The following is a 26,582-nucleotide window of genomic DNA, read 5'->3' as shown; positions in this document are numbered from 1 at the left end:
ATCCACTAATTATGACATCACATACTATATACCTTTATTCCCTACTTCGCAAATAAATATGTCTCCAGTTCTGGAACATTAATGTAATATAATTAAATTCACAATAGATAGCATTAGTTTTTTTCAGTGTATATTACATCCTTTCATATATTTCAACTTTATTCATGCTGCAACCATTTCTCAATATGCAATATCAAAATATCAATTTCATCTCTAAAGTTATCCTTGTATAATTATTCATAACACATAAAATCATTGATTAAAAAAAAAACTCGCTCTCAAAACAAGAGCGAGGTTTTCATCATTTATTATTGACCTTTGTACATTGCATCTACTTGTTTTTGAAGTTCTTCATTTTCTAAGAACTCATCGTAAGTAGCCTCTTTATCGATTACACCGTTTGGCGTTACTTCGATAATGCGGTTTGCAATTGTTTGTACGAACTGATGGTCATGTGATGTGAATAAAATTGTACCTTTAAATGCAATTAAACCATTGTTTAATGCAGTGATAGACTCAAGGTCTAAGTGGTTCGTTGGGTCGTCAAGTGTAATAACGTTTGCACCACTTAACATCATTTTAGATAACATACAACGAACTTTTTCGCCTCCAGATAGTACAGAAACGTTCTTCTTAACTTCTTCGCCTGAGAATAACATACGGCCTAAGAAACCACGTAAGAAGCTTTCTGACTCATCTTGTGGAGAGAATTGACGTAACCATTCAACTAAATTGTAGTCACTGTTCTCAAAGTATTTAGAGTTATCTCTTGGGAAGTACGATTGAGATGTTGTAACGCCCCATTTAAATGAACCACTATCTGGCTCCATTTCACCCATAAGGATTTTAAATAATGTCGTCATTGCAATATCGTTACGACCGATAAATGCAACTTTATCACCTTTATTTAAAGTGAAGTACACATTATCTAACACTTTTTCACCATCAATTGTTTTAGAAAGACCTTCAACAGTTAATAAGTCATTTCCTACTTCACGTTCTGGTGTGAAGCCAACGAACGGGTAACGACGAGATGATGGCTTAATATCATCTAATGTAATTTTATCTAATAATTTTTTACGAGAAGTTGCTTGTTTCGCTTTAGATGCGTTTGAGCTAAAGCGCGCAATGAAGTTCTGTAACTCTTTTACTTTCTCTTCTTTTTTCTTATTAGCATCTTGTGTTAATTTTAAAGCTAATTGGCTTGACTCATACCAGAAGTCATAGTTACCAACATAAAGTTGAATTTTACCGAAATCAAGATCAGCCATGTGCGTACATACTTTATTTAAGAAGTGACGGTCATGGGATACAACGATAACTGTATTTTCAAAGTTCATTAAGAAGTTTTCTAACCATTGAATCGCTTTTAAGTCCAAGTGGTTGGTAGGCTCATCTAGTAATAGAATATCAGGTTGACCGAATAAAGCTTGAGCAAGTAATACTTTTACTTTCTCTGCACCAGTTAACTCAGACATTTTCTTATCATGAAGGTCTTCACCAATACCTAAACCTTTAAGAAGGATTGCAGCTTCTGACTCAGCTTCCCAACCGTTCAGCTCAGCAAACTCACCTTCAAGTTCTGCAGCACGCATACCATCTTCATCACTAAAGTCTTCTTTCATGTAAATGGCATTTTTCTCTTGCATTACTTTGTAAAGACGAGTATGACCCATAATTACAGTTTCTAATACCGGAAACTCTTCATATTCAAAGTGGTTCTGTTTTAATACTGCTAGACGCTCGCCTGGCGTAATATGTATGTCACCTGTTGATGGTTCGATTTCTCCAGATAAAATCTTTAGAAACGTTGATTTACCAGCACCGTTTGCTCCGATTAAACCGTAGCAGTTACCTGGCGTGAATTTTATGTTAACATCTTCAAACAATTTGCGATCCGCGAAACGCAAACTAACGTTACTTACTGTAATCATTTGTGTCCTCCTACTAATACCGCTTATTTCAGCGTTTTCTCACCGATTGTCTTAAAAAATCGCATATTACGACTCAATTATTGTAGACTATAGCTATTATATAGTAGAAGCTGGATGAATAGCAACGGTTGATTGCTATTCCTTTCTTTCCAAACTCGAATAAAACCTTTGTTTTTAATTATATTAAAGTTACATACACGTTTTAAAGAGGATTCATTTTGAAAAAACATTTATAATTGGAGCATTATGTTTATCAATTGAAATAATACAATAATTTGTATGCATTTCGCATTATAAATAGCAAACTAAAACGCTCAGAAAATATTCTGAGCGTTTTTATTTCTTTCTCCAACTAAAGCACCAGTTAGTGTAAAAAGCTATTTCACCATTTGTATTGTTAATTTATCTTTTAACATTGATCTATATGAGTCAATTTCATATTTTGTATTATTGATTTTTTCTTTTTTCATTTTTAACATATCGAATATTTCTAACTCTAAATTCCTTCTAGCTTCAAGAACTTTTATCGCTCCTTCTACCCCTGAATGGTTATGTTCTTTCCCATAGACCTGATTCGTGTAATAGTCGACAATTCCTGTGGACCATTCTGGATTTCTTTCTTTTAATGCCTTCCTAAATGAAAATTCAAGATCATCTTGTTCTACATAGAATAACATTGGATTTAGATTCTCTATGATTTTTGCAACTTTCATTACATAATTTATTATTTTTTCTTTTTGTTCACCGTATTTAATCATCCCAATCGTTAATGGATTTTGTATGAAACAACATTCAAAAATATAAACCTTATCATCTTCTAGAGCAATTTCAGCAAAATCATATGTGACTTTGCATCCCTAATTTGTGTGTTATTTTATATTTTCTATCCTATAACGGAACCAGTTACTTTTAAAAGTGGATTCTTTTATTTCCTTTCACTTAATTTCTTTGCATAATCCTTCATTTTACTCGTTACCCCTATTAAAGCAGGTAACAATATTGGCATTACAATAATAGCTAATAGTAACAGTGCAACACCAACAACGGATGCTACTTGTATAAGCGTTAATACACCTGAAGGGATCAATGCAGCAAATGTACCACCTAAAATTAGTGCTGCTGATAATACGACTCCTCCAATATGACGAGAAGCAGTTACAATTTTCGTCGCTGGGTCCCCTTCTAACTCATTGTATCTCATCATTACAAAAATACTATAATCCACTCCTAAAGCGACTATCATTATGAAACTAAAGAACGGAACATTCCAGCTTAATGAATCTACATGTAAAACATGCGTACTAATTTGTTCACTTATCCCTAATGATGCAAAGTACGCTAATAGTAACGATCCAATAATAAAGATGGTGTTTAATAATGAACGTGTAATGACGATTAGTACGATCGCAATTCCAATTAACATAATTGTAGCTGTACGTAAGAAATCTTGACCTGTTACTTCTTTTAGATCAACGTTTCTAGCTGTTGTACCTCCGATTGCTTTTTTCGCTGATTTTAATTCTGTACCATTTAACGTACCGTCTATCGTTTTATTAATTTCTTCAATAACTGGCATCGCTTCTTTTGAATACGGATTTACGTCTAAAATGATTGTCATTTTAGCAGTCTTTCTATCATGTGACATGTACGTATTCAAAGCTTTTTGGAAATCTTCTCCCTCCAAAACTTCTTTTGGAATATAAAATTTCTCAGAGCTTTTTGATTCATTTAGTTCTCCTAAATATTTCTGAGCATCCCCTAGGCCGTTACTTACCTTTTCAAGGCCTTCTGTACTTTTAGATAGTCCTGATTGTAATTGTCCCATCTGTTCTTGCAAGTCTTTCAGTCCGGTTAATAGCTGACCTTGCCCATCATTTATTTTCGTTAATCCGGTTTGTAACTCAGATGACTTGTTTGCAATTTGTTTTGAACCTGTTGCTCCTTCATTTAATCCATTTTTAAGATCAGCTGCTCCTTTTTGTAACTTAGTAACTCCGTTGCTCATTTCTTTTAAGCCGTTATCCACTTTCAATAACGACTGATTTGCTTCTTTAAATGAGCCCATTGCAGCTTTATGCTGCGTTGCTAATTGATTTAATTCATTTGAAAGCCCACCTAATTGCTTTTGAGCCTCTTTAGCAATTCCTATCGTCTGCAGAATGTTAGGATCATTTGCTAATTCTGGTTTCGTTTGGATGAAATTGGTCATTAACATTTCAATTTGTTCATAACCTTTCTTCGCACCGTCAACCGCTTGAGAAATACTTTCGAAGTATTGATCGTAAGAACTTAAACCTTTTTCTAACTGCGTATAGCCAGCATGAAGTTGTGAAGCTGCATGAGATAATATACTTATATTTTCATTTACTGAAGTTAACCCACTCTCAATTTGCTGCGCACCTTTTGCTCCATCATTTATGCCATTAGATAGTTGATTTAAAGCTGTTCCTAATGCCGATACACCATTCTTCGCTTCATTTGTTCCATCAATTAACTTTTGAACGTTTGCAAGAGTATTTGAGTCCTTATTACCCATCTTATCTTTCGCAGTAGTTAATCCATCATTAATTTCCTTTATACCACCATTGGCATCCCCTAAACCTGTATTTAGTTCACCCGCTTGTTTATTTATATATAGTTCTTTAATCCTATCACCAGTTGGACGTGTCGGCGCATATACTTCTGAAACACCTTTCACTTTCAAAATCTTATCAGTTAGTTCATCTAAAGTTTGAAGCGAACTCGCCTCATCTAACTTGTTATTCGATTGAATGACTAACGTACTTGGTGAAGAAAAACCAGGTGGAAAATGTTCTTCTATTACGTTAATCCCCATTTTCGACTCATATTTATTGTCTACTTCAAATAAATCATTGTAATTAAGTGTATTAGAATACTTTAATATGAAAGGAATCGATATCACAAATACAATAATTAAAGCTACAAATGGTCTTACTACTGAGTTTTTCGCAAAGAATCCCCATAGACGACTGTCTTCATGACCTTTAAATGTTTTAACGGGATAAAACATCCCTTTTCCTAAAAGCACCATGAAAAACGGATTTAACGTAGTTAATACTAGTAATAAAACTGCGACACCGATTGCTACCGCTGAAGTAGATTGATATAATTTAAAACTCGCTAAAGCAAGAGATGCAAAACCAATTAGTACTGCTATCCCGCTATATAAAACGGTTTTCCCTGCCGATTTAAATGTTTCTTTCGTAGCCAAAAATGCGTTTTCTTGTTTACTTAATTCTTCTTTAAATCTCGTAAATAATAAAATGTTATAGTCCGTTCCTACCCCAAACAGGACAACAACTACAAACACTTGTGTAAAGTTAGAAAACGGAAAATTAAATTGATCTACAAGATGAGCAATAATCCCCATTGAAACTAAATATGATACCCCAACAGTAAGAAGAGAAACAATGGGAACAATAGGTGAACGGAATACAATGATTAATATTACAAGAATGAAAATAATTGAAATAACTTCAGTCTTTTTCACTCCCTCTTGAGAAGATGTAAGAAAATCACCCGCGATTAAGTCACTTCCTGTTAAGTACGTTTTTACCCCTTTCGTTTTCACTTTATTATGAAGATTATTTGAAACTTTCGATATTTCACCATGTTTTTTATCTATCGATATTTGCGTTAAAATAGTCGTATTATCTTTAGAAACGAATTGTTTCTCTAATTCTTTATTATCTAAATGTGAAACAACTTCTTTAATTCCTAATTGTTCTTTTTCATTTTGCAAAGCATTGATTGTTTTTGTTATTTCCTCTTTTTGTTCAGTCGTTAAAGCTGTTTTACTACCACTATTAAAAACTGCTATAATGTCATACTTTTCTGTCCCGTCTTTATTCATTTCTTTTATCATTTTGTCAGCAATACTACTTTGTTCTGTATTAGGAATCGTAATGTGCCCTTTTTCTTTCACTAATTTATCCATATTAGGCATCGTAACGATCATTGTAATGGTAATAACTATCCACAATAGAAAAGATAAACTTCTCCAATTTCTCAGCTTGCTCATTTGCATCATCTCCCGCGATTAAAATTTCATGTTAGTTTCGGAATGAATATTCATTCCTATAGTTTTGAAAACACTTTTCGGAATGAACGTTCATTCCTATCGTTCTATTATTTCTTTATAAATTCTATTAAACTATCCTTCCCGGAATGAATGTTCATTCCTTTAATTGTAAAGATTAATCATGTTCTGTTTTTCTTTTTATATCATTCTCGGAATGAATATTCATTCCTGTCCTTATAAAGCTATAGAATCAAATGATTCTAATAGCGTTCCAAGAGCTTTCTTCCAATTCTTTTACTAATTCTTTTGAGTACTCTAATTGCCCTGTTGCAATTACTTTCGTTAATTTTTCAAGTGGTTGATATACAATAATAATTAAAGCAACTGGAGGCAATGGACGAAGAAAACCTTTTGCGATTCCATCTTCAATAATATTCATAAAGAAACCTATAAAATCGTCAAATATTTGCTTACTCTGTTCGTCAAGAAAATAACTATCGCAGTGAGAATTTGTAAATAAAAAAGCATCTACATTGTTTCTCGCAAATTCAAATAAACGGTTGTACGTATGACTAAACTGTTCACGAATATTTGCTTCAACAGGAAAATCCGTTTTTATCATTTCAGAAAGCTCTAACATACTTTTTGAAAATAATGAGTTAACAAGCGCCTCTTTATTTTCAAAATAGCGATAAATAGTACCCGCACCGACTTTTGCCTTTTCAGCGATCATTGGAATTGTCGTACCATCATAACCACGCTCTGCAAAAAGTTGCATCGCAGCATCAAAAATATCCTCTTGTTTGTTTTTAGCCATTTTTTCCACCTCTATTTTCAGGAATGAAAATTCATTCCGTTTTTAATTATAAATTACATGGAGTAAAAGTCAAGTGTTTGGCAAGTATCATTGCGTTCTTAATCCCTTGTTTGTGAATAAATTTATATCAGCGATTATTAGAATATATCAGCGCAAGTCTAATTTTATCAGCGATTTTCAGAATATATCGGCGCATCTCCAATTATATCAGCGATTTTCAAAATATATCGACTTACCGACAAAAACTGACAACCAAAGAGAAAGCTGTCCCAAAATTTGATTTTGAGCAGCCCTATTTTTTAAAAGAAATCATAAATAAATGCATCTCGTACTGGAACTATTTTCTCAAACGCTTGTATTTCCTCTTCGCTTCCGCTAATTAATTCTAATTCATTTAGTTCTAATGGGCGTTTGTATCCAAGCAATATTGCAGATAGTGCATTTATATCTAGCTTGATCCCTTTATCCATTGGTTCTTCTATAATTGTTATTTCATAATTTACAAGTCTCACCGATACATTATTCCACGGTGCAAATGAATCTGTAATGTGTAAAATGACTTCTTGTTGTACATTGTTCCAGTTTAACTCATACTGTTTTAAGAACTGCTCTACATCTACAATTCTTCCCATAAAATATGGTTTTATTTCTGTCTTCACACGTGGCTCTTGCAATGTATATAACAACGGTTCGTTTTCATTTACTGTCATTTCAAGTTCTTTAATCATAGAATCATGCTGGCAAATAAAGTTCCATAGACCATTTCGTGCTTCATTATGCAGTGGTACAAATTCTTCTACAGTCATTTTAGATTTTTCTATTTTATATAACATGTAGCCAGCTGCCGTTTTATTTTCATCGTAATAAATCGCTAATGTTAAGTCATCATAAACAGCCTGTAACCACCATTTTTCATTGCGAACAAGCATACCAGAAAAACGTTCTGCAAATGTTTCATAAAGCTTCTCGACCTCTTCTGGGTGATTTTCTTTATTGAAACGTTTCACAGTACCATTCACTTGTTTTTTCATAACTAAATCACTCTTTGTCAAATGACATACGAGAAGATTCGCACAAAGTTCCCAGCCGTATTTACGGTAAAATGTAACAGCAAATGGATGTAACATTGATACTGTATATCCGTCTTTTTTCATCGTTTGAAGAGAATGTTGAAGCAATTCTTTCACATAACCGCTTCTTCTGTATTCTGGATACGTCGCTACCCCTGCAACGCCACCCATTTTAAATTTTTCTTCTCCTATGTAAATATGAAACGGAATAAGGTGTAGTTTTGCCGCTAAGTCCTCACCTTCCATAATACCGTATACTTCATGACTTTCCTTCATTTTTGTAAGTTGTTGCTGCATTCTTTCTTCTTCTACTTTATATTGAAAAGCGTATTCTGATAAGCGTAGTGCTTCTCTAAATTTATCTTCTTTTAATCGTATAACGTTCATATGTTTCTCCTCCCTCCTTCATTTGAATTGTACCATAATTTAAAATATTAAAGTGCGGTGAATGAAATTATAATGACTTAACGACACAAATTCAATATAAAAAAGCAGATACATCCTGTATCTGCTTCTCATTACTTTATCCCGCTTTAACGGGCAGTAAGACCCCCACCTCAAAATTCAGCGAAAGCAAAGAATTTAGGTAGGGGATCAACTGCCCGTAAAAGTCCGATTGGTTCAACTAATAATCAGTGGGGGATGAAGAACCCCCCACTGATTAAAGTTTCACTTTATTTAGCTAACTTTTGAAGTTCTTCGAAGAATGTAGGGTATGATACACCTACTGCTTCTGCGTCTTCAATTGTTGTTTTACCTTCTGCTAGACAGCCGGCAATCGCAAGCATCATTCCGATGCGGTGATCACCATAACTATTAACTGTATTTCCTTTTAAAACTGATTTCCCGTAAATAATCATCCCGTCTTCAGTTGCTTCTATACGAGCACCAAGTTTCGTTAATTCCGCTACGACTGTATCAATACGGTTTGTTTCTTTTACTTTTAATTCGTGTGCATCTTTAATAACTGTAATTCCTTCTGCTTGCGTTGCCGCTAATGCAATTACAGGAATTTCATCGATTAATCTTGGGATAATATCTCCGCCGATTTCGATTCCTTTTAATGAAGATGTTTCAATTGTAATGTTTGCAGCTGGTTCTGATGCTTCTTCGTTAATTGGCTCTACAGTGAACGTAGCACCCATTTTCTCTAAAACATCAATAATACCTGTACGTGTTGGATTCATGCCTACATTTTGTAATACTAGTTTACTATTTGGAATAATTGCACCTGCTACTAAGAAAAAGGCAGCTGATGATACGTCACCTGGTACTTGAACATCTGTCGCTGTTAACTTTTGTCCACCTGCTAGTTTCACTGTCTTTCCTTCGCGAGTCACTTTAACGCCAAATGCTTCAAGCATTCTTTCCGTATGATCACGTGAAATATGTGGTTCTGTAACAGCTGTTACACCTTCTGCACGAAGCCCTGCAAGTAAAATAGCTGACTTTACTTGTGCGCTTGCTACCGGCGAAGTGTATTGGATTGCTTTTAAATCTCCACCACGTATTGTTAACGGTGTAAACGTTCCTTCTTCGCGCCCATCAATGTTCGCACCCATTTTTTTTAATGGATTTGTTACACGTTTCATCGGCCTTTTTGCGATAGACGCATCACCTTGTACGCAAGAGAAAAATGGTGTATTTGCCAAAATTCCTGACATTAAACGTATAGTTGTACCCGAATTACCAACATCTAATACAGCTTTCGGTTCTTGTAAACCTTCTAATCCTTTACCAACTACAGTGACTTCATCACCGTTTTGCACGATATCTACTCCCATTTCTTTAAAACAAGAAATTGTACTTAAACAATCTGCACCGGGCAAGAAACCTTTAATTGTTGTTTTTCCTTCTGCAATCGCACCGAACATGACAGCACGGTGAGAAATCGATTTATCTCCTGGAATTGTAATGTTGCCATTTAATCCGTTATTAACAGGTTGAATTGTTCTTTCCTTCACGTTTTCACCTTCTCATTTAAATTGTTTCATAAGTTTGGTATTTTTCTTCTCCAAGCGCGAGTTTCGCTTGCATACGATCTTCTTCTCTTTGGAAGCTAATACGTAATACCCCAAGCAACCCTTCACGCGCTTCTAATATTTGCAAGTTCGTAATACTAATTTCTTCGCGCGCTAAAATACTTGTAATGTGAGCCAATGCCCCTACTTTATCTAAAACATCGACGTATAAGTCGTGATAGGCAGGAATCGCCCCTCTCTTTCTTACCGGTAAAGAGTCACGGTATTCTTTCGCATCCGCAAAATAGTTTTGAATCTCGCCTGCATCTCCGGCAGAAACTGTATCATATAAATCTTCCATTTCAGAGATCCACTCTTTTAATAATACCATTAAATGCTCTCGATTTTGCTTAACAATATCACTCCACATTTTCGGACTACTAGATGCGATACGTGTAATGTCTTTGAAACCTCCAGCAGCTAGCTGATGAATAAGTGGATTATCTCCTGCATGTTTCTCCACTTGCTTTACTAATCCAGCTGCAATAAGATGCGGGAAATGACTTACAATCCCTGTTACATAATCATGTTCTTCTGTATTTAAAACAAGGAAATGTGATCTTGTTCCTTTTAACCAATCTTTTAACTCTTCCACATGTTCATTTGGCACGTGATGCATCGGTGTTAAAATGTAAAATGCATTTTCAAATAAATGCGCTTTTGCACTTTCAACTCCCGTTTTATGAGAACCTGCCATTGGATGTCCACCAATGAAAGAAATTTCCTTTGAAAATAAAGCTTCCGCTTCGTTCATAATAGACCCTTTTGTACTACCAACATCAGTCACTATAACATCTTTTCGTAAATGGAATGAAGCAAGTTTGTGTAATAACTTCTTCGTTTCTTCAACTGGAGAAGCAAAAACAATGAAATGCGCCTCTTCACATGCATGTTGTAAATTTACTGCTATTTCATCTACTACGTGTAATTCTTTTGCACGCTCTACTTGTTCTTGAAATATATCATAACCTGTTATCGTTACATCGTGCTCTTTCTTAATTGCTAATGCGAGAGAGCCTCCGATTAAACCAGTTCCAATTAATACTACCTTCTTACGCATTTGCCTCATCTCGAGACTTTCTTTTTTTATTTTCAAAGTGTTGTTGTAACACTGAAATCACTCCTTCATTTTGCTCCCTTGTTCCGACTGTAATACGGACTCCATTTGGGAACGGACGAATAATAAATCCTGCGTGTGCACAAGCTTCATAAATCTCTCCAGCATTCTCAACTGGCAAGAAGATGAAATTTGTTTGCGATGGATAAAATGGAATATCATGTTCCTTACAAAAGCTCTCGTATTGTTGTAATCCCTCTGTATTTACACGAACTATTTCCTCAATAAACTCCTCATCACCAAAAGCAATCGTAGCTGCTTTTTGCGCTAATGAAGATACGTTAAATGGCAAACGTACGACATTTAATTTTTCGATTAACTCTTCCTGTCCAATTGCATATCCTACGCGGAAAGAAGCTAATCCGTACGCTTTAGAAAACGTTCTAAGTACAAGAATGTTTTTATGTTTTTGTAAAAGCGGTAATGTCTCTGGGAAATCTTTTGCTGTTACGTATTCATAGTACGCTTCATCAATGACAATTAACGTATTTTCACTAATCCCTTCAATGAATTGAGTCAATTTTCGGTCATTCACATATGTGCCTGTCGGATTATTCGGATTACAAATCCATACGATTTTTGTATTGTTATCTACTACTGAAGAAATTTCGTCTAAGTCGTATACACCGTTATTTAACGCAACTTCCTTCACTTCGCAACCTTCTATAATTGCATGATGACGGTACTGCGGGAATGTTGCCCCAGCCGTTACGATGTTATCTCCTGCTTTAAGTACTGCACGGCTTATGATTTGAATGACTTCATCTAAACCACTACCGCAAAGTACTTGTTCCATTTGCACATGTAACTTATTTGCAATTGTTTGACGGAGTGTTGTAGCACCTCCGTCAGGATATAAAGCATGATCCAACCACGATTTTTGCAACTCATCTAAAACACGTGGCGAACAGCCGAATGGATTTTCATTCGATGCTAATTTCACAAACGAATGATCTCCGTACACTTCTTTCATTTGTTCAGGTGATTTACCTGGTTTATATGGTTGTAATGATAATAGTTGATCTTTTACTTGCATGTTAAAACCACCTTTTTATTAAAATTCTTTTGCGTATTTATTATGTTGCGTAATGTTTTGTTGAATTAATTCCATACGATCTTTTCCGAATTGTTCGACTAGTGCATGTGCAAGTTCCCATGCTACAACAGATTCAGCTACTACACCTGCTGCTGGTACTGCACAGCTATCAGATCTTTCAATACTCGCTTGGAATGCTTCTTTCGTATCAATATCAACACTTGCTAACGGTTTGTATAATGTAGGTATTGGTTTCATTACACCTCTTACGACAATTGGCATTCCCGTTGTCATACCGCCTTCTAAACCGCCGGCATTATTCGTTTTTCTCGTGTATCCTTGTTCCTCATCCCATAAAATTTCATCATGCACTTTACTACCTGGCTGTCTTGCCGCTTCAAAACCAACGCCGATTTCAGCACCTTTAAATGCATTAATACTCATAATCGCACCAGCAAGTTTTGCATCTAATTTACGATCGTAATGAACGTAACTACCAACGCCAATCGGCATTCCTTCTGCAATGACTTCAACAATGCCGCCGATTGAATCTCCACTACTTTTAGCGTTATCTATCGCATCCATCATCTCTTGTTCTACTGTTTTATCTAAACATCGAACTGGTGAGTTTTCAGTAATTGTTTGAATTTCTTCAATTGACAAGTTTGAAATATGTTTTGCTTTTACTCCACCGATTTCAAGTACATGCCCTGCAATTTCTACGCCTAATTCTTTTAAAATTTGTTTCGCAACTGCTCCAGCTGCAACCCTTACTGTCGTTTCTCTTGCAGATGAGCGCTCTAGTACGTTTCTTATATCACGGTGACCGTATTTAATTGCCCCGTTTAAATCCGCATGTCCTGGACGTGGTTTCGTAATTGTACGTTTCATTTCTTTACTTTCTTTTTCCGAAATTGGATCTGCACCCATTACTTTCGTCCAATGTTTGAAATCATCATTTTTTACGATTAACGTAATGGGTGAGCCAAGTGTCATCCCATGACGAACACCACTTACAATTTCAACTGTATCCGTTTCAATTTGCATACGTCTTCCGCGTCCGTGTCCTTTTTGTCTTCTTAATAATTCTTTATTAATATGTTCCGCTGCCAGCGTTAAACCTGCTGGTACACCTTCTAAAATAACTGTTAACTGCGGTCCATGTGATTCTCCAGCTGTAATGTATCTCATTTCTCTTGCCCCTTTACTATTTTTTTGTACAAAAAAGTCCCTACTGAGCGCTCAGTAGGGACGATGTTCATCGCGGTACCACCCTAGTTGTAGACTTCTTTCGTCTACCTCTCTTCTTCTTTAACGATCATTAGACCGTCTTTCCCATCAAAACTTGACGAAAAAGATGCTCCAAGGCTGTAATTCATGCTTATCTTTGTACTGATTCACACCGACCATCAGCTCTCTTTAACAGTGAGATAAGCACTACTGTTTCCTCTTCAGCGCATATATAATATGGAATTAAGATAATTTATTTTTGAAACCTTTTAACTCTTCCATGAATCTATGGAATTCCGGAATATCCATTTGTTGTGCAGAATCTGATAATGCAACTGCTGGGTCTGGATGTACTTCAGCCATTACTGCATCTGCACCAATTGCAAGAGCCGCTTTCGCTGTTGGTAATAATAAATCTCTACGTCCAGTTGAATGCGTTACGTCAACAACAACTGGTAAATGTGTTTCTTTCTTTAAAATCGGTACAGCAGAAATGTCTAATGTGTTACGTGTCGCTCTTTCGTATGTGCGGATACCACGCTCACATAGAATAATTTGGTCGTTACCTTGTGCAATAATGTATTCTGCTGCGTTAATGAACTCATCAATTGTTGCTGCTAATCCACGTTTTAATAATACCGGCTTGTTAACTTTACCTACAGCTCGTAGTAAATCGAAGTTTTGCATGTTACGTGCACCAACTTGAATTACATCAACGTAGTCTAATGCCATTTCAACATCGTTTGGATTTAAAATTTCACTAATGATCGCTAAATCGAACTCATCTGCTACTTGGCGTAAAATTTGTAATCCTTCTACTCCTAAACCTTGGAAATCGTATGGAGATGTTCTCGGTTTGAAAGCACCACCGCGCATTAATTTTAAGCCTTGGTCCTTCATCGCTTGCCCTACTTGGCGAACTTGCTCTAAGCTTTCGACCGCACAAGGTCCCATAATGAACGTTTGTGTACCGTTACCAATCAATTCACCTTTTACATCAACAATTGTGTTTTCTTGTTTCTTTTTACGTGATACTAATAATGCTTTACGGTTATCATCTTCTTGTAATTCTAAGCTAGCTTTGAAGATTGTTTTGAAAATATGTTGAACCGTTGACGTTTCGAATGGTCCTTCGTTATTCTCTGCAATCATATCAAGCACTTCACGCTCACGTACTGGATCAAAACGTTTTGTACCTTGTACTTGCTTTTGTTCCCCAATTTTTTGAACGATTTCACCGCGTTTGTTTAAAAGGTGTAATAATTGTAAGTTAATTTCATCTACCTGTTTACGTAATTGATCTAATTCATGATTTGCCATTTGGAAATCCTCCTCTAATGTTTTAAAAGTATAGTAAGAGAATGAAAAATTCTCTATTTTCTGAACTGGTCAATTATACAAATTTAAAGTGGAATCGATACCTCTTCTTATTTTAAACTAATAATTAGTACAAAGACACTATCCACTAGTTAAAAACCCACTTTTTTTGTACAAAAAATCCCTACTGATCCAATCAGTAGGGACGATATTTATCGCGGTACCACCCTAGTTGTAGACTTCTTTCGTCTACCTCTCTTCATTGTTAACGATCATCTGACCGTCTTTCCCTTCATAAAGATTTATACTATCTTTACTACGAAAAAGATGCTCTAGGACTGTAATTCGCTCTTGTTTTTGTACTGGTTCACACCAACCACCAGCTCTCTGTTACAGGGAAACAACAACTACTGCTTTTCCTTTCAACGCATACATATTTAATTTTCAAGTTGGGCCACTAAAATACAAAAAGTCCCTACTGAATAAATCAGTAGGGACGATATTTATCGCGGTACCACCCTAGTTGTAGACTAACTTTCCGTCTACCTCTCTTCACTGTTAACGATCAATTGACCGCTTTTTCTTCATAAAGACAATACTATCTTTACTACGAAAAAGATGCTCCAAGACTGTAATTCATGATTATCCCTGTACTGGTTCACACCAACCACCAGCTCTCTGTTACAGTAAGACTAACCACTACTGTGATCTCTTCATTGCACTTTGTTTATTCAAATGTTTTTTGAAATTGAATAAGTATGATTCGTATTATAGAACGCTTTTCAAAACACTGTCAACAACTTTTTATATATTTTTTAAAATTCCACTTTCGCCCTACATTTCTTCTTGTAAATTCTCCATAACAATTCCGATGCGAATTATCTCATTATCTATTGCATTTATTACACATTTTTCTACCCTATACCCGATTAATAATTCTTTTATTTGAATGATTTCCGTTTCAAGTAAATCCGCTTCCTGAAGCGTTTGCAGTAAAGTAAAAAATACGTTTGCATACAACTCTTTATACATTTTTATACTCTCTGTCTTCTCAAGTATTTCATTAAATAACTGTTTTAACTCCGTTTGATTTCCCTTTCCACCTACGTCCGAAAATGATTTACAAATTATCGATAACCCTCTTTCTACTATTTCATCCATAAATAAAATAATACGTAAAAGCATTACATATTCTCTAGCTGTGATTTCACCCATTTTCGGTCGTTCTCGCAAAAATATACTGAGCCAAGCTGCCCAAAATTTTTGTTGCTCTTTTGCGCTTAACGTTTTGACGTAATAGCATAAAAATTGCATAAACTTAATTTTATTTTCTTCATTTTCTCGTATAAGTAAAGGGTATAACCAGTCTGTTTTTTGCTCCCAATACAGTACACATTTAATAAATACAAAACTGAGCCATTTTAAGAAAGCTTCCCTCGTATGCGGATGTAATATTTCCAAATGTTCTACCGCGTACTTAATAAATCGCTTCATTTCTGTAAATAAAGGTAAATTGATTTGCGTGTAACACAAGCCGGCCCATGCATATTTCGTGATCTCATTTTCCTTCTTTAACTCTAAGTACGGTAACAAATATTTTCGGCACCATTGCTTCTCAATATGATAAAGAAATGTAATATCTGCTACTAAACGCGCTAACATAAAATTTGTTCGTTCTGTACTAATTCTTACTTGTTCTTCAAATAAAAATAAATATTCATACACATTGCGATCGTATAAATGATCATATGATAACAGTTTTAATAGTACAGCTGTCATTTTCCCAACAGGATGCTGAATCGATTCATTGTAAAAATCTTGTTTTCCAAGCTTAAAATCCGTATCACTTTTCATTACTTGAGGGAATACCGAAAAAGCAAACCGTTTCACATTGCGTATACTATTTTCCTCTAACTCTTCTAATCGATTACTAATTTCATATAGAAAACTACTAATTAACCAATGAAAAGCAGTATTTCTAACAAATTTCTGCAATAGAGGAATAACTTTTTGTATTTGTTCATTTGTCAGTCCTCTGTTATTTCGCCACTCTCTAATACAAACAAACCAAACTTCATTACTTATTTCATGCATACCTACTAATTGATAAGCAAATGAAATACTCCATTCTGTATTCAATTTACATGCTTTCGATAACATCTCTAAAAAATGACGTTGTTCAAACACACCGTCTTGAGAAAATTGGCGAACTTGTTTCATAATTTCCTCATCTTTTAGCTGCAATAATCCATCGGCAGTTACATTACAAGTAATACTTTGTTCTGCGACCTCTTTCTTTTGTACACTGTATCGATCAGAATGAAAGTGAGGATGTTTTTGCTTCATTAACTCATAACCTTTTGCTGTAGATGGACTATTTGTATCACAATTGAATAATAAATCTAAAACGAAACAAACATCAAATGCCCTCTCCTCTGCAAGATCCTTCAGTACAATTTGAATGACTTCTTCTTTTGTTTTTTCTAAAGAGAGTGCGTAATGATTTTTTATAAGTTGAAAAACTTCTTGTTTATACGTGACATCTAAAAGAATCCCTTCCTGTAACAACCATTTTATTTTCTCATCGGCGCTAACAAATATATTTTTATTCATCGCATCAATTGCAATTCGGTTTTGAAGTATGCTGTTTGCTTCTATCATTTCTGTAATATAATAATTTGCTTTTTTCTCATCGTTTTCACATAAATAGGCTAAACATTCTTTTACAATTTGAATTAAAAATGCAAGATCATTTTGCCGAAACTCTTTTTCCACATTTTCCTTATCCCTTTTTTTCAATGCCGTTTGCCTTAGTGATAACATCCGCATCTTCTCTATTCCCATCATCATAATTGGAACGGCGTAATAAGAAATATGCGGTTTCATCTTTTCATTCCAAATTTGCTCCACAAAAGAAAATGTAGACACGGGTAACCGACTCGATTCCTCAAGTTCTATTGATTCCCCGGTATCATTTCCCCATTTTCTTTCACGCTTCAACTTAAGTTTGCCGTCCAAAATAAACGTTAGTAACAATAAAGCAATTTCTTTATGCTCAGGAAAAGAACATTTTTGCAGTAAGTAAGAAATTGTTTCGATCGATTTACTATCTTTTTCAGCTGTTTCTAATAAAAGGAGTGTCCACCTTGCAAACAACAAAGGGTCCATTTTCATTTTCGTTTCGTTTAAGTAGCTACAAATTGTTCTCCATAATAATGGAGATAGTTTAGAATGATTTTTAAAAATTAATTGAAATAATTCTTTTTGATGACTAAAAAGAAATTGTTCCACTAACCATTTTGCCAGTAATTCATCTACCTCGTTATAGTTTGATGTAATTAAAAATAAATTTTGTAATTTCCCTTCCGCTTCAAGCCATTCCACCCATTCATAATCGTGAGCAAATTCAACAAAGTAGCGGACTGTTTCAATTTTTTTTATAGATTGTTTTATGTATGATAATTGTTCCTGCTCTACTGACGGCGGAACTGTTACTATGTCACGAATTCGCATTCGTTTCGTAATATAATTATCCCCCATTAACTCCGCCCATCGTTTTACTGCTTTAACGAGAGATTGATGATTATTACCTTTATTCGGATATACAATCGGCCGTATTCCTAAATGCTCCCAGTGGTACGTATTTTCCCCTTGTGCGACAAATGCATAACGTCTTGTACTTGGTGGTAAACCAGTTGCTAAATATTTCATTACTGGGTCATTATGGCTATATCCAACGAATAAAACGGTATAATTCGAGAATAAATCAACTAAAAATCTTCTTGCCCATCCTTCTGTCAAGTAAGCCCTTCCAAAATCACCATCTGTTAAAATTAACGCTTCTTTTTCTTGTTCTATATTGCCATGTATGTAAGCGAGTCCTTTAAACGCTCTACCTGTAGGTAACGCAGGTGCGTAATATACGTTTAATTCTCTATTCATTTCTTTCATTGCAGTTGTAAAATGTCGATCAAAATTTGTTGTTACAATACGGACTTCTGTATCTAAAGGAAACAACCTCGGAATCGCATAATGAAGCGGATTCGGCTTTGACTTTTCAATATGAACTAAATCTCTTGCAACTTGATGTACATCTTTTGTTTTCGCAATTTTACCAAGATAATAATCATGCGGTTCTGTTATTTCACGTTTTTCGACATATAACGTCTTTGCAATTTCATCAACTAAATCATCAAAATTCGGTAAGTTTGATTTCCCTTTCATAGAAACTCCCGCTCCAACAAATAGTACTAACTTTCCTTTTTCAAGATGATCAATTAACTCGTCTGGAATTTCTACTTCTGAAGTAATCCACACCGAGGATTCCCCCTTACCTAAAAATGTCATATACTCTCATTTTACTATAACATTTTTTTGTTATTTTTATAATATTTAGACTAACTTTCAAACATGAAAAAGTTTTATGTAAATATGCCCGTTGCAATGTATGAACTCCAGAATTTATTGCAAAACTATGGATAAAACGGAGGTGTAAATTTTGAATGATTTCACAGTAGTGCTTATCAAGTTTATATCGTGCATTATCGCATTTAGTATCGGACTCGCTTTATTTTTCCCAGCAACGTTCGTCCAAATTATTTCGTTCAGTCTCTTCGTTACAATCGTATCTTATATGTTCGTTGATAAAATTATTTTAAATCGAATTGGCAATACTGGTGCCATTATGTCGGATTTTTTACTAACATATTTAAGCGTATGGATTTTCGGTAATATTTTATTAGACAACTATATGCAAATTGCATGGGGAAGCATCCTTTCCGCGATTGTCTTTACATTATCAGAAGTAATCGTTCATCGCTTCTCTAGCTCCCGCACAAGGCACCACAACGATAATATTCATATTAATCGCCGCTTTGCATATGGTACGGAATTTGCGGAAGAGCAGAATATATTGGATAAAGATAAAAAGAAGTAATATTTTGATGCAGGAGCGCCCTTTTTAATTTCGTGGTGCTCCTTTTTTGTGTTTTTATTATGGTACGTGAAATTATATTGACGATCTTTCAAATATATTTATCGTAACTTGAAATATATGAACGATTATTTCAATATATCGACTTACCGACATTATTTGACGCCATTTCTTCTAATAAAAAACTGCCTCTTATTTAGAGACAGTTTCTTTCAAATCTTTTAATGTAACAACATCAGCAAATGCTCCAAACACTACATTATGATGTTTCACAATGTCTTCCGCACGTAACACGTCTGTATGAAACGTACTATGTGCATCACTCACTAACGTAATTTTATATCCTTCACTAAACGCTCTTCGCGTTGTCGTATCTACACAGTACTCTGTTTGCATACCTGAAATGATAACATGTTCAATTCCTTTTTCTTGTAATACTTCGTTTAAGTTCGTCTTATGGAATGAATCTGGTGTCGTCTTTTCAACGATACGATCCCCTTTTTGCGGAGCGATCGCATCATGCACTTTCCAGCCCTCTGTACCTTTTTCTAACGGATGATCTTTTGGTCCGTTATGTTGTACATAAATAACTGGAATATCATTAGAACGACACTCCCCAATAAGTTCTTGCAATATTTCTAAAAACTTTTCCCCGTTATGTACTGGCATTCCCGCTGTGTACATACCTGCTTGCACATCAATTACTAATAAAGCTTTTTTCATTTCGCGCAGCTCCCTTTGTTTGTATATGTCTCTATATATACATCATAATACAAAACTTCAATTACATTAGACCAATTCAAAACTGATCCAATAAAATCTTTTATATCAAGCCCAGGCATTTCATATACTTCTTCATCGTTAGCAGTTCCTGTCGCATCTTCAATGAGCGTAACTTTATAGCCTTTTTCAAAAGCAGCGATACTTGTAAATAAACAACAAAATTCCGTATTAAATCCAACGATTATGACATGATCAACTTTATGTTTTGTTAATACTTCTTCAACACTTGTTCCTTTAAAAGCACTAGGTGTTGTCTTCTCAACTACATAATCCGCAAACTCGGCATATTCTTCTACTAATTCACTGCCGGCTGCTTCAAAATACAACGTACTTTCTGGATTATTATCTTGGTGTTTTAAGAAAATAATAGGTTCATTTTCCACTTTAAATCGTTTTAAAAGATTTGTGATTAACTCTTTTTCAACAGAAAAATCTTTACACTCTAAAATCGCCTTCTGCATATCTAATACAAGTAGCGCCTTCATTTATATCACCTATCCCATATAGTTTTATATTCCACCATCCAACAATCTTCTAATTTCCCCTCATGTAGCTCATGTTCCTTTAGCATCTTCACCTTTTTAAATCCGCATTTTTCATAACAGTTTATCGCGCGTTCATTATTAACTTTCGGATCCATTGCGATTGCTTCTGCTCCCGTGTTCTCCATAATATATGTAATTGCTGCCTGAACGAGTTTCGTCCCAATTCCTTTTTCCCAATAAGTTGGCTCACCGATAAATTGATCCATTCCCCATACATTTTGAGATTCTTCATAGCCATATAATGCTTTCCACTCAGAATCAACTGGATACATTTGAATATAACCAATCGGCATATCATTCAACTCTATTACACATCTTTTTTCATAACTATTGGGATTATGTATGAAATGATTCAGTACCATCTCTACAGATTGCGGATTATCTCGCCCTTCGTAATACTGCAGTACTTCTGGGTCCGTTAACCATTTTGAAATGACCTGTGCATCCTCTTCTTTTACGTACCGTACCGATACATGATCTTTTTGAAATAGCATATAATACCTCTTTTTAATTATTTATATTTTTCCTTGTTGTGAAATCTTTCATTGCACCTATTAATGCGTATGGTAACAATGTAATCGCAAAAAATGCTGTAAATACATTAAAATGAGGAATTTCATATGGAGTGAACCATTCCGTGAAAAATTCAGAATGTAAAATTCTATTTAAAAACTCTCCACTTGGCTTAAAATTTGGTGCCCATCCTGTAATCTCACAAATAATGAATAGTAATTGAACAATTATAAATGCTCCTAGATAGCGAAACCATGTCCGTTTCCAAATCGGTTGCGCCTTATATAATTCATGTTCCATTTAACTCCCACCTTTTTATTTTCATCCTATTAATTATACGCTTTTTACAGTTTATTTGTTAAAATTTTCTATATAATCATTCATGCTGGGGGAATTCATTATGTCTAATCCTATACTTAAATCAACATTAATCATTCTTAGAGGAAACTCCGCAAGCGGTAAAACAATAATCGCAAAGCAACTACAAGAACATTTCGGACAAGGGACACTTTTAGTATCACAAGATGTTGTACGTAGAGATATGCTTAGAGTACACGACACAATGGGGAATTTATCGCATGATTTACTATTTGAAATTACGAAGTACGGAAAAGGAAAATGTGAGTTTGTTATTTTAGAAGGTATATTAAACAATCGTAGGTATGGTGAGATGTTAAAAGAACTAATTCATTATTTTGATAAAAATGCATTTACATATTACTTTGATTTATCATTAGAGGAAACTATTAGACGACATAACACAAGAGACAAACGACACGAATTTGGTGAAGATTCCCTACAAAAATGGTATAATCCGCACGATACTATTAAGGTTGCCAGAGAAACTATTTTTACAGATAACTTTACGCAAAAAGATATATTTGATGCAATTCTTAATGATGTGATGGTACGAAAATAAGACCGACAGAATATGTCAGTCTTATTTTCATTATGTTATATTCTAGATTTATTATAAAATCTTCACTTTAACTGTTTGTCTTCCCCAATTCATCGCTTTACTTTTTGAACCCATTAATACATCAATGCGATTACCTTTAATTGCACTTCCGGTATCTCCAGCTATTGCTTCTCCATAACCTTCTACCCATACTTTAGATCCTAATGGGATTACTTTCGGATCAACCGCGATAATTCTCATATTCGGATTAGCCGTTAAATCATGCCCCATCGCAGTTAAAACGCGTCCACCATATGTACCATTTTCACTTGGATCAGCAGTATATGCTGTCGCCACCACCGTTAATTCACGTTTAGCAGACTGCGTGTTATTTTTAGACTCTTCTTTTGTCTTTATTGCTTCTCGTGCTTTCGCCTCTTCCTTAGCTTTGGCTATTTCTCGTGCTTTCTCTTCTTCTTTAGCCTTCGCTATTTCTTGCGCTTTTGCTTCTTCTTTAGCCTTTGCTATTTCTTGCGCCTTCGCTTCTTCTTTAGCCTTTGCTATTTCTTGCGCTTTCTCTTCTTCTTTAGTCTTTGCTATTTCTTGCGCTTTCTCTTCTTCTTTAGTCTTTGCTATTTCTTGCGCTTTTGCTTCTTCTTTAGCCTTTGCTATTTCTTGCGCTTTTGCTTCTTCTTTAGCCTTTGCTATTTCTTGCGCTTTCTCTTCTTCTTTAGCTTTGGCTACTTCTTGGACTTTCACTTCTTCCTTAGGCTTTACTACTTCTTGGACTTTCACTTCTTCCTTAGGTTTTACTACTTCTTGGACTTTCACTTCTTCCTTAGGTTTCGCTACTTCTTGGACTTTCACTTCTTCCTTAGGTTTCGCTACTTCTTGGACTTTCACTTCTTCCTTAGGTTTTATTGTTTCTTTTGCCTTTGTTATCTTCTGTGTTTTAGCTTCTTCCTTAGCTTTAACCGTTTTTTGTACTTTCGCTACTTGCTTCGTTTTCTCGCCGGCCTTTTTTTCAATTGGTGCTTTACTTGATAAGAAAGAAACATTTACATAAGCTGTTTTTCCCTTATACTCAAATTGTAGCCATCCGTCTTTTACTTGCTTCGTTGATTCAATTACATCATCTTTTTTCAGTCTGCCAAGAATTTTTGATTCTGTGTTTGATTCAGAACGTACATTTAACAAATCTGCTGTTACATGGTAAATATCTTTAGTAAACTCCGAGCTTACAAATACTTCTTTACCATTTAACTCAATTTTTGACCAGCCATCTTCGGTATTTATGACTTTTAATTCTTCCCCGTTTTTTACTTTTTCGACCACTTTTGATTCCGTAGTCGGTTTTTCACGTACGTTGAGTACATCTGCTGTTACGATCGTTTCTGCAGTAGCAGTTGTAGTAAATGCTCCCAATCCGAAAACAGTTGCTGTTGCTGCGCCAATTACTTTTTTCATATTAACCTCCATTATATTTTTTGAATTCTATCAAATACTCCCATTAAAATAAGAGATTTAATGAAAGCATTCGCAACAGATATATTAATACGACTTAATATACTGTTATTAAAACTCCTTACTCCAATACTATCAAATTCTTATTTCTAATTCTATATATTATAACTTTCTATATCCCCTATAAACGTTTTATCCCCTTCTTCATACTTAATAGTTTTCTTTCAATTACTAAAACATATATAAAACCAACCTATCCTCAATATAGCCAAAAATACATATATGATATGTTACGACTTAGTAATGAGCGTACCAATGAACTTTTAATACATTACAACATTCAGGGAATCTTACATTAGATGGAGCGTGTTTTACTGAAAACAACGGTTATGGTAGTGTAAGTAATAGTGTTAAAGACAATCTTTCTGACGAACAAAAAAAATTTTAGTTTGGAGGAATACTATGCCAAAACTATATTGTAATTATTGATCCGAACAACATCCCCTCGCGCAAAATTTTACTAAATATAAGTTTTACATCCAAGAAAATTTGTGAGATTGATGGATTACCTGGGTTTTGATTAAATACATATCACTATAAAAAGGCTGTGCTCTATATGACGCACAGCCTTTTTCTTTATTCAAACGATCCTCTTCTTTTCTTCTCTAATAAGACTCTTCCTATATTAAAAATAAATGCGATAAAAAATATAGTTGCGCCCATTAAAAATGCTAAATTATAACTACGAATTATTCCTTGCTGATATTCCTCCTTTACTTGTTTGTAAATTTTTCGCTCTCCATCAGATTTTAATATGATTTGCTGTTTTTTATTTATCGCTTGCAGTACTTCCCCCCTTTCTAAATTTGACAAATCACTTTTTTTAATCACAGTTACTACTTCCCTATTTACCTTCTCTTTTTCAACTAATAATTGATGATTCAGAAACATCACAAGTATCGCAACCCCAACAATACTTCCAACTGTTCTTGAAATATTACATATACTTGCAGCAACACCTGATTTTTCAATAGGCACACTTAAAACTGCTGTTGTTGTATATGGCGCTAATGTGCAACCTGTTCCAATCCCAACGATTATTAATCGCCAAATATAATCCCATGTAGTAAAGTTTGAATCTATTTGACTAAATAAATATGATGATATGATAAATGTTAGTAGCCCTACACTACCTATTAATGAACTCCCCTGCTTTGCTGCAATTGGTGTTACTATTGCTGTAACAAGCATTGAAACAATAGCTAGTGTGCTAATGATTAAACCTGACTGTAATTCTGACATACCTCCTACTTGAACGAAATAAAAAGCAAGTATAAACAAAAAGTTCATTAATCCCATTCCAACAAAGAATAAAGAAAGATTCGAGAGTGCGAACTCTTTATTTGTGAATAATTTTAATGGCAACATTGGATTTTCACTTTTCTTTTCAATGATAAAAAACAATTTAAATCCTATGAGTGAGAGCATAAAAAGAAGTATTAAGCTTATCATGCTTAAATGATTTGTATTTACTTGTATGAGTGCATATACGAGTAAGCATAGTGCAGATGCAGAAGTAATCATACCTGCCCAATCTATTTTAGAGCTTGCAGCATGATCATACGATTCCTTAATACAAAGAATCACGAAGATAAGAGATAAAATACCAACTGGTATATTAATAAAAAACACCCAACTCCAATTTAATTTGTCAGTTAAAACGCCTCCAAGTGAAGGGCCAATCGCCGCTGCTAATCCCCCAAAAGCTCCCATGACGCCTCCTATCATACCTTGTTTTTCTTTCGGTACTAAATTAAGGCCTAATGGCATAGCAACTGGTACGATAACTGCGGCAGAAAGTCCTTGTATTACCCTAAAAGCAACTAATGTATGAAAAGAAGTGGCTATACCGCACATAAATGAACTAATAGAAAAAAACAATAAACCAATAATATACAGTTTCTTGCGACCAAACTGATCCGCCAGACGTGCTGCAATTAATAAACACGATACAAAGGCAACATTATAACTATTAGCAACCCAAGAAATTGTATCAATTGAAGTATGAAATGTCTTTGTCATTTCTGGTAATGCGATATTCACAATATTTGAATCTAAAATTGCCATAAAAAAACCTGCAATTAAAGCTATTAATGCAAATATATTCCTCATTTCTGCCACCCTTATTCGTTTTATTTATTTAAAATCCCATTCATAAATAAATTTACACATGTCTCTATATACTCTTCTAACTGAATTTCTTCTTCCGATATACTTACATTCATAATGTATAAAAACAGTTGTCCATAAAACATATTCGCTATCAAACGGTAATTACAGGTGGAAATGTGTCCCTTCTCACCAAGTTGCTTTAAATATTTTTCTAAGTGATTCACTAGATGTGAATTCAACTCATGTAGTAATGCTTTCATTTCACTATTTTGTCTTGATTCTATTAACGCAGCCCAAATGTAATTTAGCTTTGGTAAATTGGTTTGAATATATGTTTCTGCTACTTTTGTAAGGTCCTTATATAAATCACCCGTAAATTGCTCTTCTATTTCCTCTAACAATGCGACTGGTGTCGTCCGCAAAATAATACTCTCCCTAAAAAGATTTTCCTTATTTTTAAAATTACGAAATATCGTTAATTCGCTTACCCCCGCTTTTTCTGCCACTTCACGAATTGTTGTCGCTGTATACCCCTTTTCCCCGAATAATAAAGTAGCAGCTTCCATAACTTTTTCTCGTGCTGTTAATTTCCCCATTTTTATTCCTCCATTCAATATGTAAGTAAGTAATTACTAACATATTATCACAAAAGAAAAATGAAAGTAACTAGTTACTTTCATTTTCTGGAAT

19 protein-coding genes, 2 pseudogenes and 3 other annotated features are annotated in these 26,582 nt (G+C 34.6%); of the genes and pseudogenes, 3 read left to right on the top strand and 18 right to left on the bottom strand.

The features are described 5' to 3' along the window. Positions 1-308: 308 nt before the first annotated feature. The 11 genes and pseudogenes from FH036_RS02890 to FH036_RS02835 all read right to left on the bottom strand — a co-directional run bounded on the left by FH036_RS02890 (position 309) and on the right by FH036_RS02835 (position 18,931). The gene (locus FH036_RS02890) at positions 309-1,934 is read right to left on the bottom strand and encodes an ABC-F family ATP-binding cassette domain-containing protein (RefSeq protein WP_000633868.1); all 1,626 of its coding nucleotides are present in this window, start codon (positions 1,932-1,934) and stop codon (positions 309-311) included. 377 nt (positions 1,935-2,311) lie between these two features. Next, positions 2,312-2,773, bottom strand: a pseudogene (locus tag FH036_RS02885) (P-loop NTPase family protein); the annotation flags it as partial. Positions 2,774-2,859: 86 nt separating this feature from the next. Continuing rightward, the gene (locus FH036_RS02880) at positions 2,860-5,976 is read right to left on the bottom strand and encodes an MMPL family transporter (protein WP_139895313.1); all 3,117 of its coding nucleotides are present in this window, start codon (positions 5,974-5,976) and stop codon (positions 2,860-2,862) included. Between the two features lie 250 nt (positions 5,977-6,226). Next, entirely contained in the window at positions 6,227-6,793 is a 567-nt protein-coding gene (locus FH036_RS02875) for a TetR/AcrR family transcriptional regulator (protein ID WP_001107302.1), read from the bottom strand. Positions 6,794-7,092: 299 nt separating this feature from the next. Continuing rightward, entirely contained in the window at positions 7,093-8,250 is a 1,158-nt protein-coding gene (locus FH036_RS02870) for a GNAT family N-acetyltransferase (RefSeq protein WP_044793567.1), read from the bottom strand. Between the two features lie 287 nt (positions 8,251-8,537). Continuing rightward, positions 8,538-9,827 carry a 3-phosphoshikimate 1-carboxyvinyltransferase gene (gene aroA, locus FH036_RS02860; protein ID WP_139895312.1) on the bottom strand — a complete coding sequence of 430 codons (1,290 nt, stop codon included), beginning with the start codon at positions 9,825-9,827 and terminating at the stop codon, positions 8,538-8,540. A gap of 16 nt (positions 9,828-9,843) precedes the next feature. Further along, entirely contained in the window at positions 9,844-10,944 is a 1,101-nt protein-coding gene (tyrA, locus tag FH036_RS02855; protein WP_001228143.1) for a prephenate dehydrogenase, read from the bottom strand. Next, positions 10,937-12,037, bottom strand: a complete 1,101-nt coding sequence (gene hisC, locus FH036_RS02850; protein WP_139895311.1) for a histidinol-phosphate transaminase — start codon at positions 12,035-12,037, stop codon at positions 10,937-10,939. The genes tyrA and hisC overlap by 8 nt, the downstream gene beginning before the upstream one ends. An 18-nt stretch (positions 12,038-12,055) precedes the next feature. Then, positions 12,056-13,228 (bottom strand): chorismate synthase, encoded by a 1,173-nt coding sequence (gene aroC / locus FH036_RS02845; protein WP_001269400.1) that lies wholly within the window; start codon positions 13,226-13,228, stop codon positions 12,056-12,058. A gap of 53 nt (positions 13,229-13,281) precedes the next feature. Then, positions 13,282-13,501, bottom strand: a binding site (T-box leader). Between the two features lie 9 nt (positions 13,502-13,510). Continuing rightward, positions 13,511-14,587, bottom strand: a complete 1,077-nt coding sequence (locus FH036_RS02840; protein WP_001273582.1) for a bifunctional 3-deoxy-7-phosphoheptulonate synthase/chorismate mutase — start codon at positions 14,585-14,587, stop codon at positions 13,511-13,513. Between the two features lie 195 nt (positions 14,588-14,782). Further along, positions 14,783-15,019 (bottom strand) — a binding site (T-box leader). Positions 15,020-15,073: 54 nt separating this feature from the next. After that, positions 15,074-15,310: a binding site (T-box leader), on the bottom strand. A 108-nt stretch (positions 15,311-15,418) separates the two neighbouring features. Further along, a complete protein-coding gene (locus FH036_RS02835; protein WP_139895310.1) occupies positions 15,419-18,931 on the bottom strand; it encodes a DUF4020 domain-containing protein in 3,513 nt (1,170 codons plus the stop codon). A gap of 151 nt (positions 18,932-19,082) precedes the next feature. Between FH036_RS02835 and FH036_RS02830 the strand changes: the two genes are divergently transcribed. Beyond that, the gene (locus FH036_RS02830; RefSeq protein ID WP_000997708.1) at positions 19,083-19,520 is read left to right on the top strand and encodes a YndM family protein; all 438 of its coding nucleotides are present in this window, start codon (positions 19,083-19,085) and stop codon (positions 19,518-19,520) included. A gap of 189 nt (positions 19,521-19,709) precedes the next feature. On the opposite strand, the gene FH036_RS02820 is transcribed toward FH036_RS02830, so the two are convergent. From FH036_RS02820 to FH036_RS02805, 4 genes are read right to left on the bottom strand one after another with little or no spacing between them, the layout of a single operon-like run. After that, positions 19,710-20,240 (bottom strand): cysteine hydrolase family protein, encoded by a 531-nt coding sequence (locus FH036_RS02820; protein WP_139895309.1) that lies wholly within the window; start codon positions 20,238-20,240, stop codon positions 19,710-19,712. Beyond that, positions 20,237-20,785 (bottom strand): isochorismatase family protein, encoded by a 549-nt coding sequence (locus tag FH036_RS02815; RefSeq protein WP_139895308.1) that lies wholly within the window; start codon positions 20,783-20,785, stop codon positions 20,237-20,239. The genes FH036_RS02820 and FH036_RS02815 overlap by 4 nt, the downstream gene beginning before the upstream one ends. A 5-nt stretch (positions 20,786-20,790) precedes the next feature. Next, a complete protein-coding gene (locus FH036_RS02810; protein WP_139895307.1) occupies positions 20,791-21,339 on the bottom strand; it encodes a GNAT family N-acetyltransferase in 549 nt (182 codons plus the stop codon). 13 nt (positions 21,340-21,352) lie between these two features. Next, the gene (locus FH036_RS02805) at positions 21,353-21,658 is read right to left on the bottom strand and encodes a YfzA family protein (RefSeq protein ID WP_139895306.1); all 306 of its coding nucleotides are present in this window, start codon (positions 21,656-21,658) and stop codon (positions 21,353-21,355) included. Between the two features lie 100 nt (positions 21,659-21,758). On the opposite strand from FH036_RS02805, the gene FH036_RS02800 reads away from it, so the two are divergent. Next, entirely contained in the window at positions 21,759-22,277 is a 519-nt protein-coding gene (locus tag FH036_RS02800; protein ID WP_139895305.1) for a kinase, read from the top strand. Between the two features lie 51 nt (positions 22,278-22,328). Here the strand turns inward: FH036_RS02800 and entB are convergent, their stop codons facing one another. Beyond that, positions 22,329-23,723: a cell wall-binding protein EntB gene (gene entB, locus FH036_RS02795; RefSeq protein WP_139895304.1), complete on the bottom strand. Its 1,395-nt coding sequence runs from the start codon at positions 23,721-23,723 to the stop codon at positions 22,329-22,331. A gap of 478 nt (positions 23,724-24,201) precedes the next feature. Between entB and FH036_RS02790 the strand changes: the two are divergent. Beyond that, a pseudogene (locus tag FH036_RS02790) lies at positions 24,202-24,300 on the top strand (GNAT family N-acetyltransferase); the annotation flags it as partial. A 56-nt stretch (positions 24,301-24,356) separates the two neighbouring features. On the opposite strand, the gene FH036_RS02785 reads toward FH036_RS02790, so the two are convergent. Together FH036_RS02785 and FH036_RS02780 are read right to left on the bottom strand one after the other, a co-directional pair. Beyond that, the gene (locus tag FH036_RS02785) at positions 24,357-25,892 is read right to left on the bottom strand and encodes an MFS transporter (RefSeq protein WP_139895303.1); all 1,536 of its coding nucleotides are present in this window, start codon (positions 25,890-25,892) and stop codon (positions 24,357-24,359) included. Positions 25,893-25,912: 20 nt separating this feature from the next. Further along, the gene (locus tag FH036_RS02780; protein ID WP_139895302.1) at positions 25,913-26,488 is read right to left on the bottom strand and encodes a TetR/AcrR family transcriptional regulator; all 576 of its coding nucleotides are present in this window, start codon (positions 26,486-26,488) and stop codon (positions 25,913-25,915) included. Between the last annotated feature and the right edge of the window lie 94 nt (positions 26,489-26,582).

Origin of the sequence: Bacillus sp. CD3-5 (genome assembly GCF_006349665.1) — a bacterium.
Taxonomy (GTDB): Bacteria; Bacillota; Bacilli; order Bacillales; family Bacillaceae_G; genus Bacillus_A; species Bacillus_A paranthracis.
The sequence above is the reverse complement of the archived record's forward strand: the minus strand, read 5'-3'. Positions and strand labels throughout refer to the sequence as shown.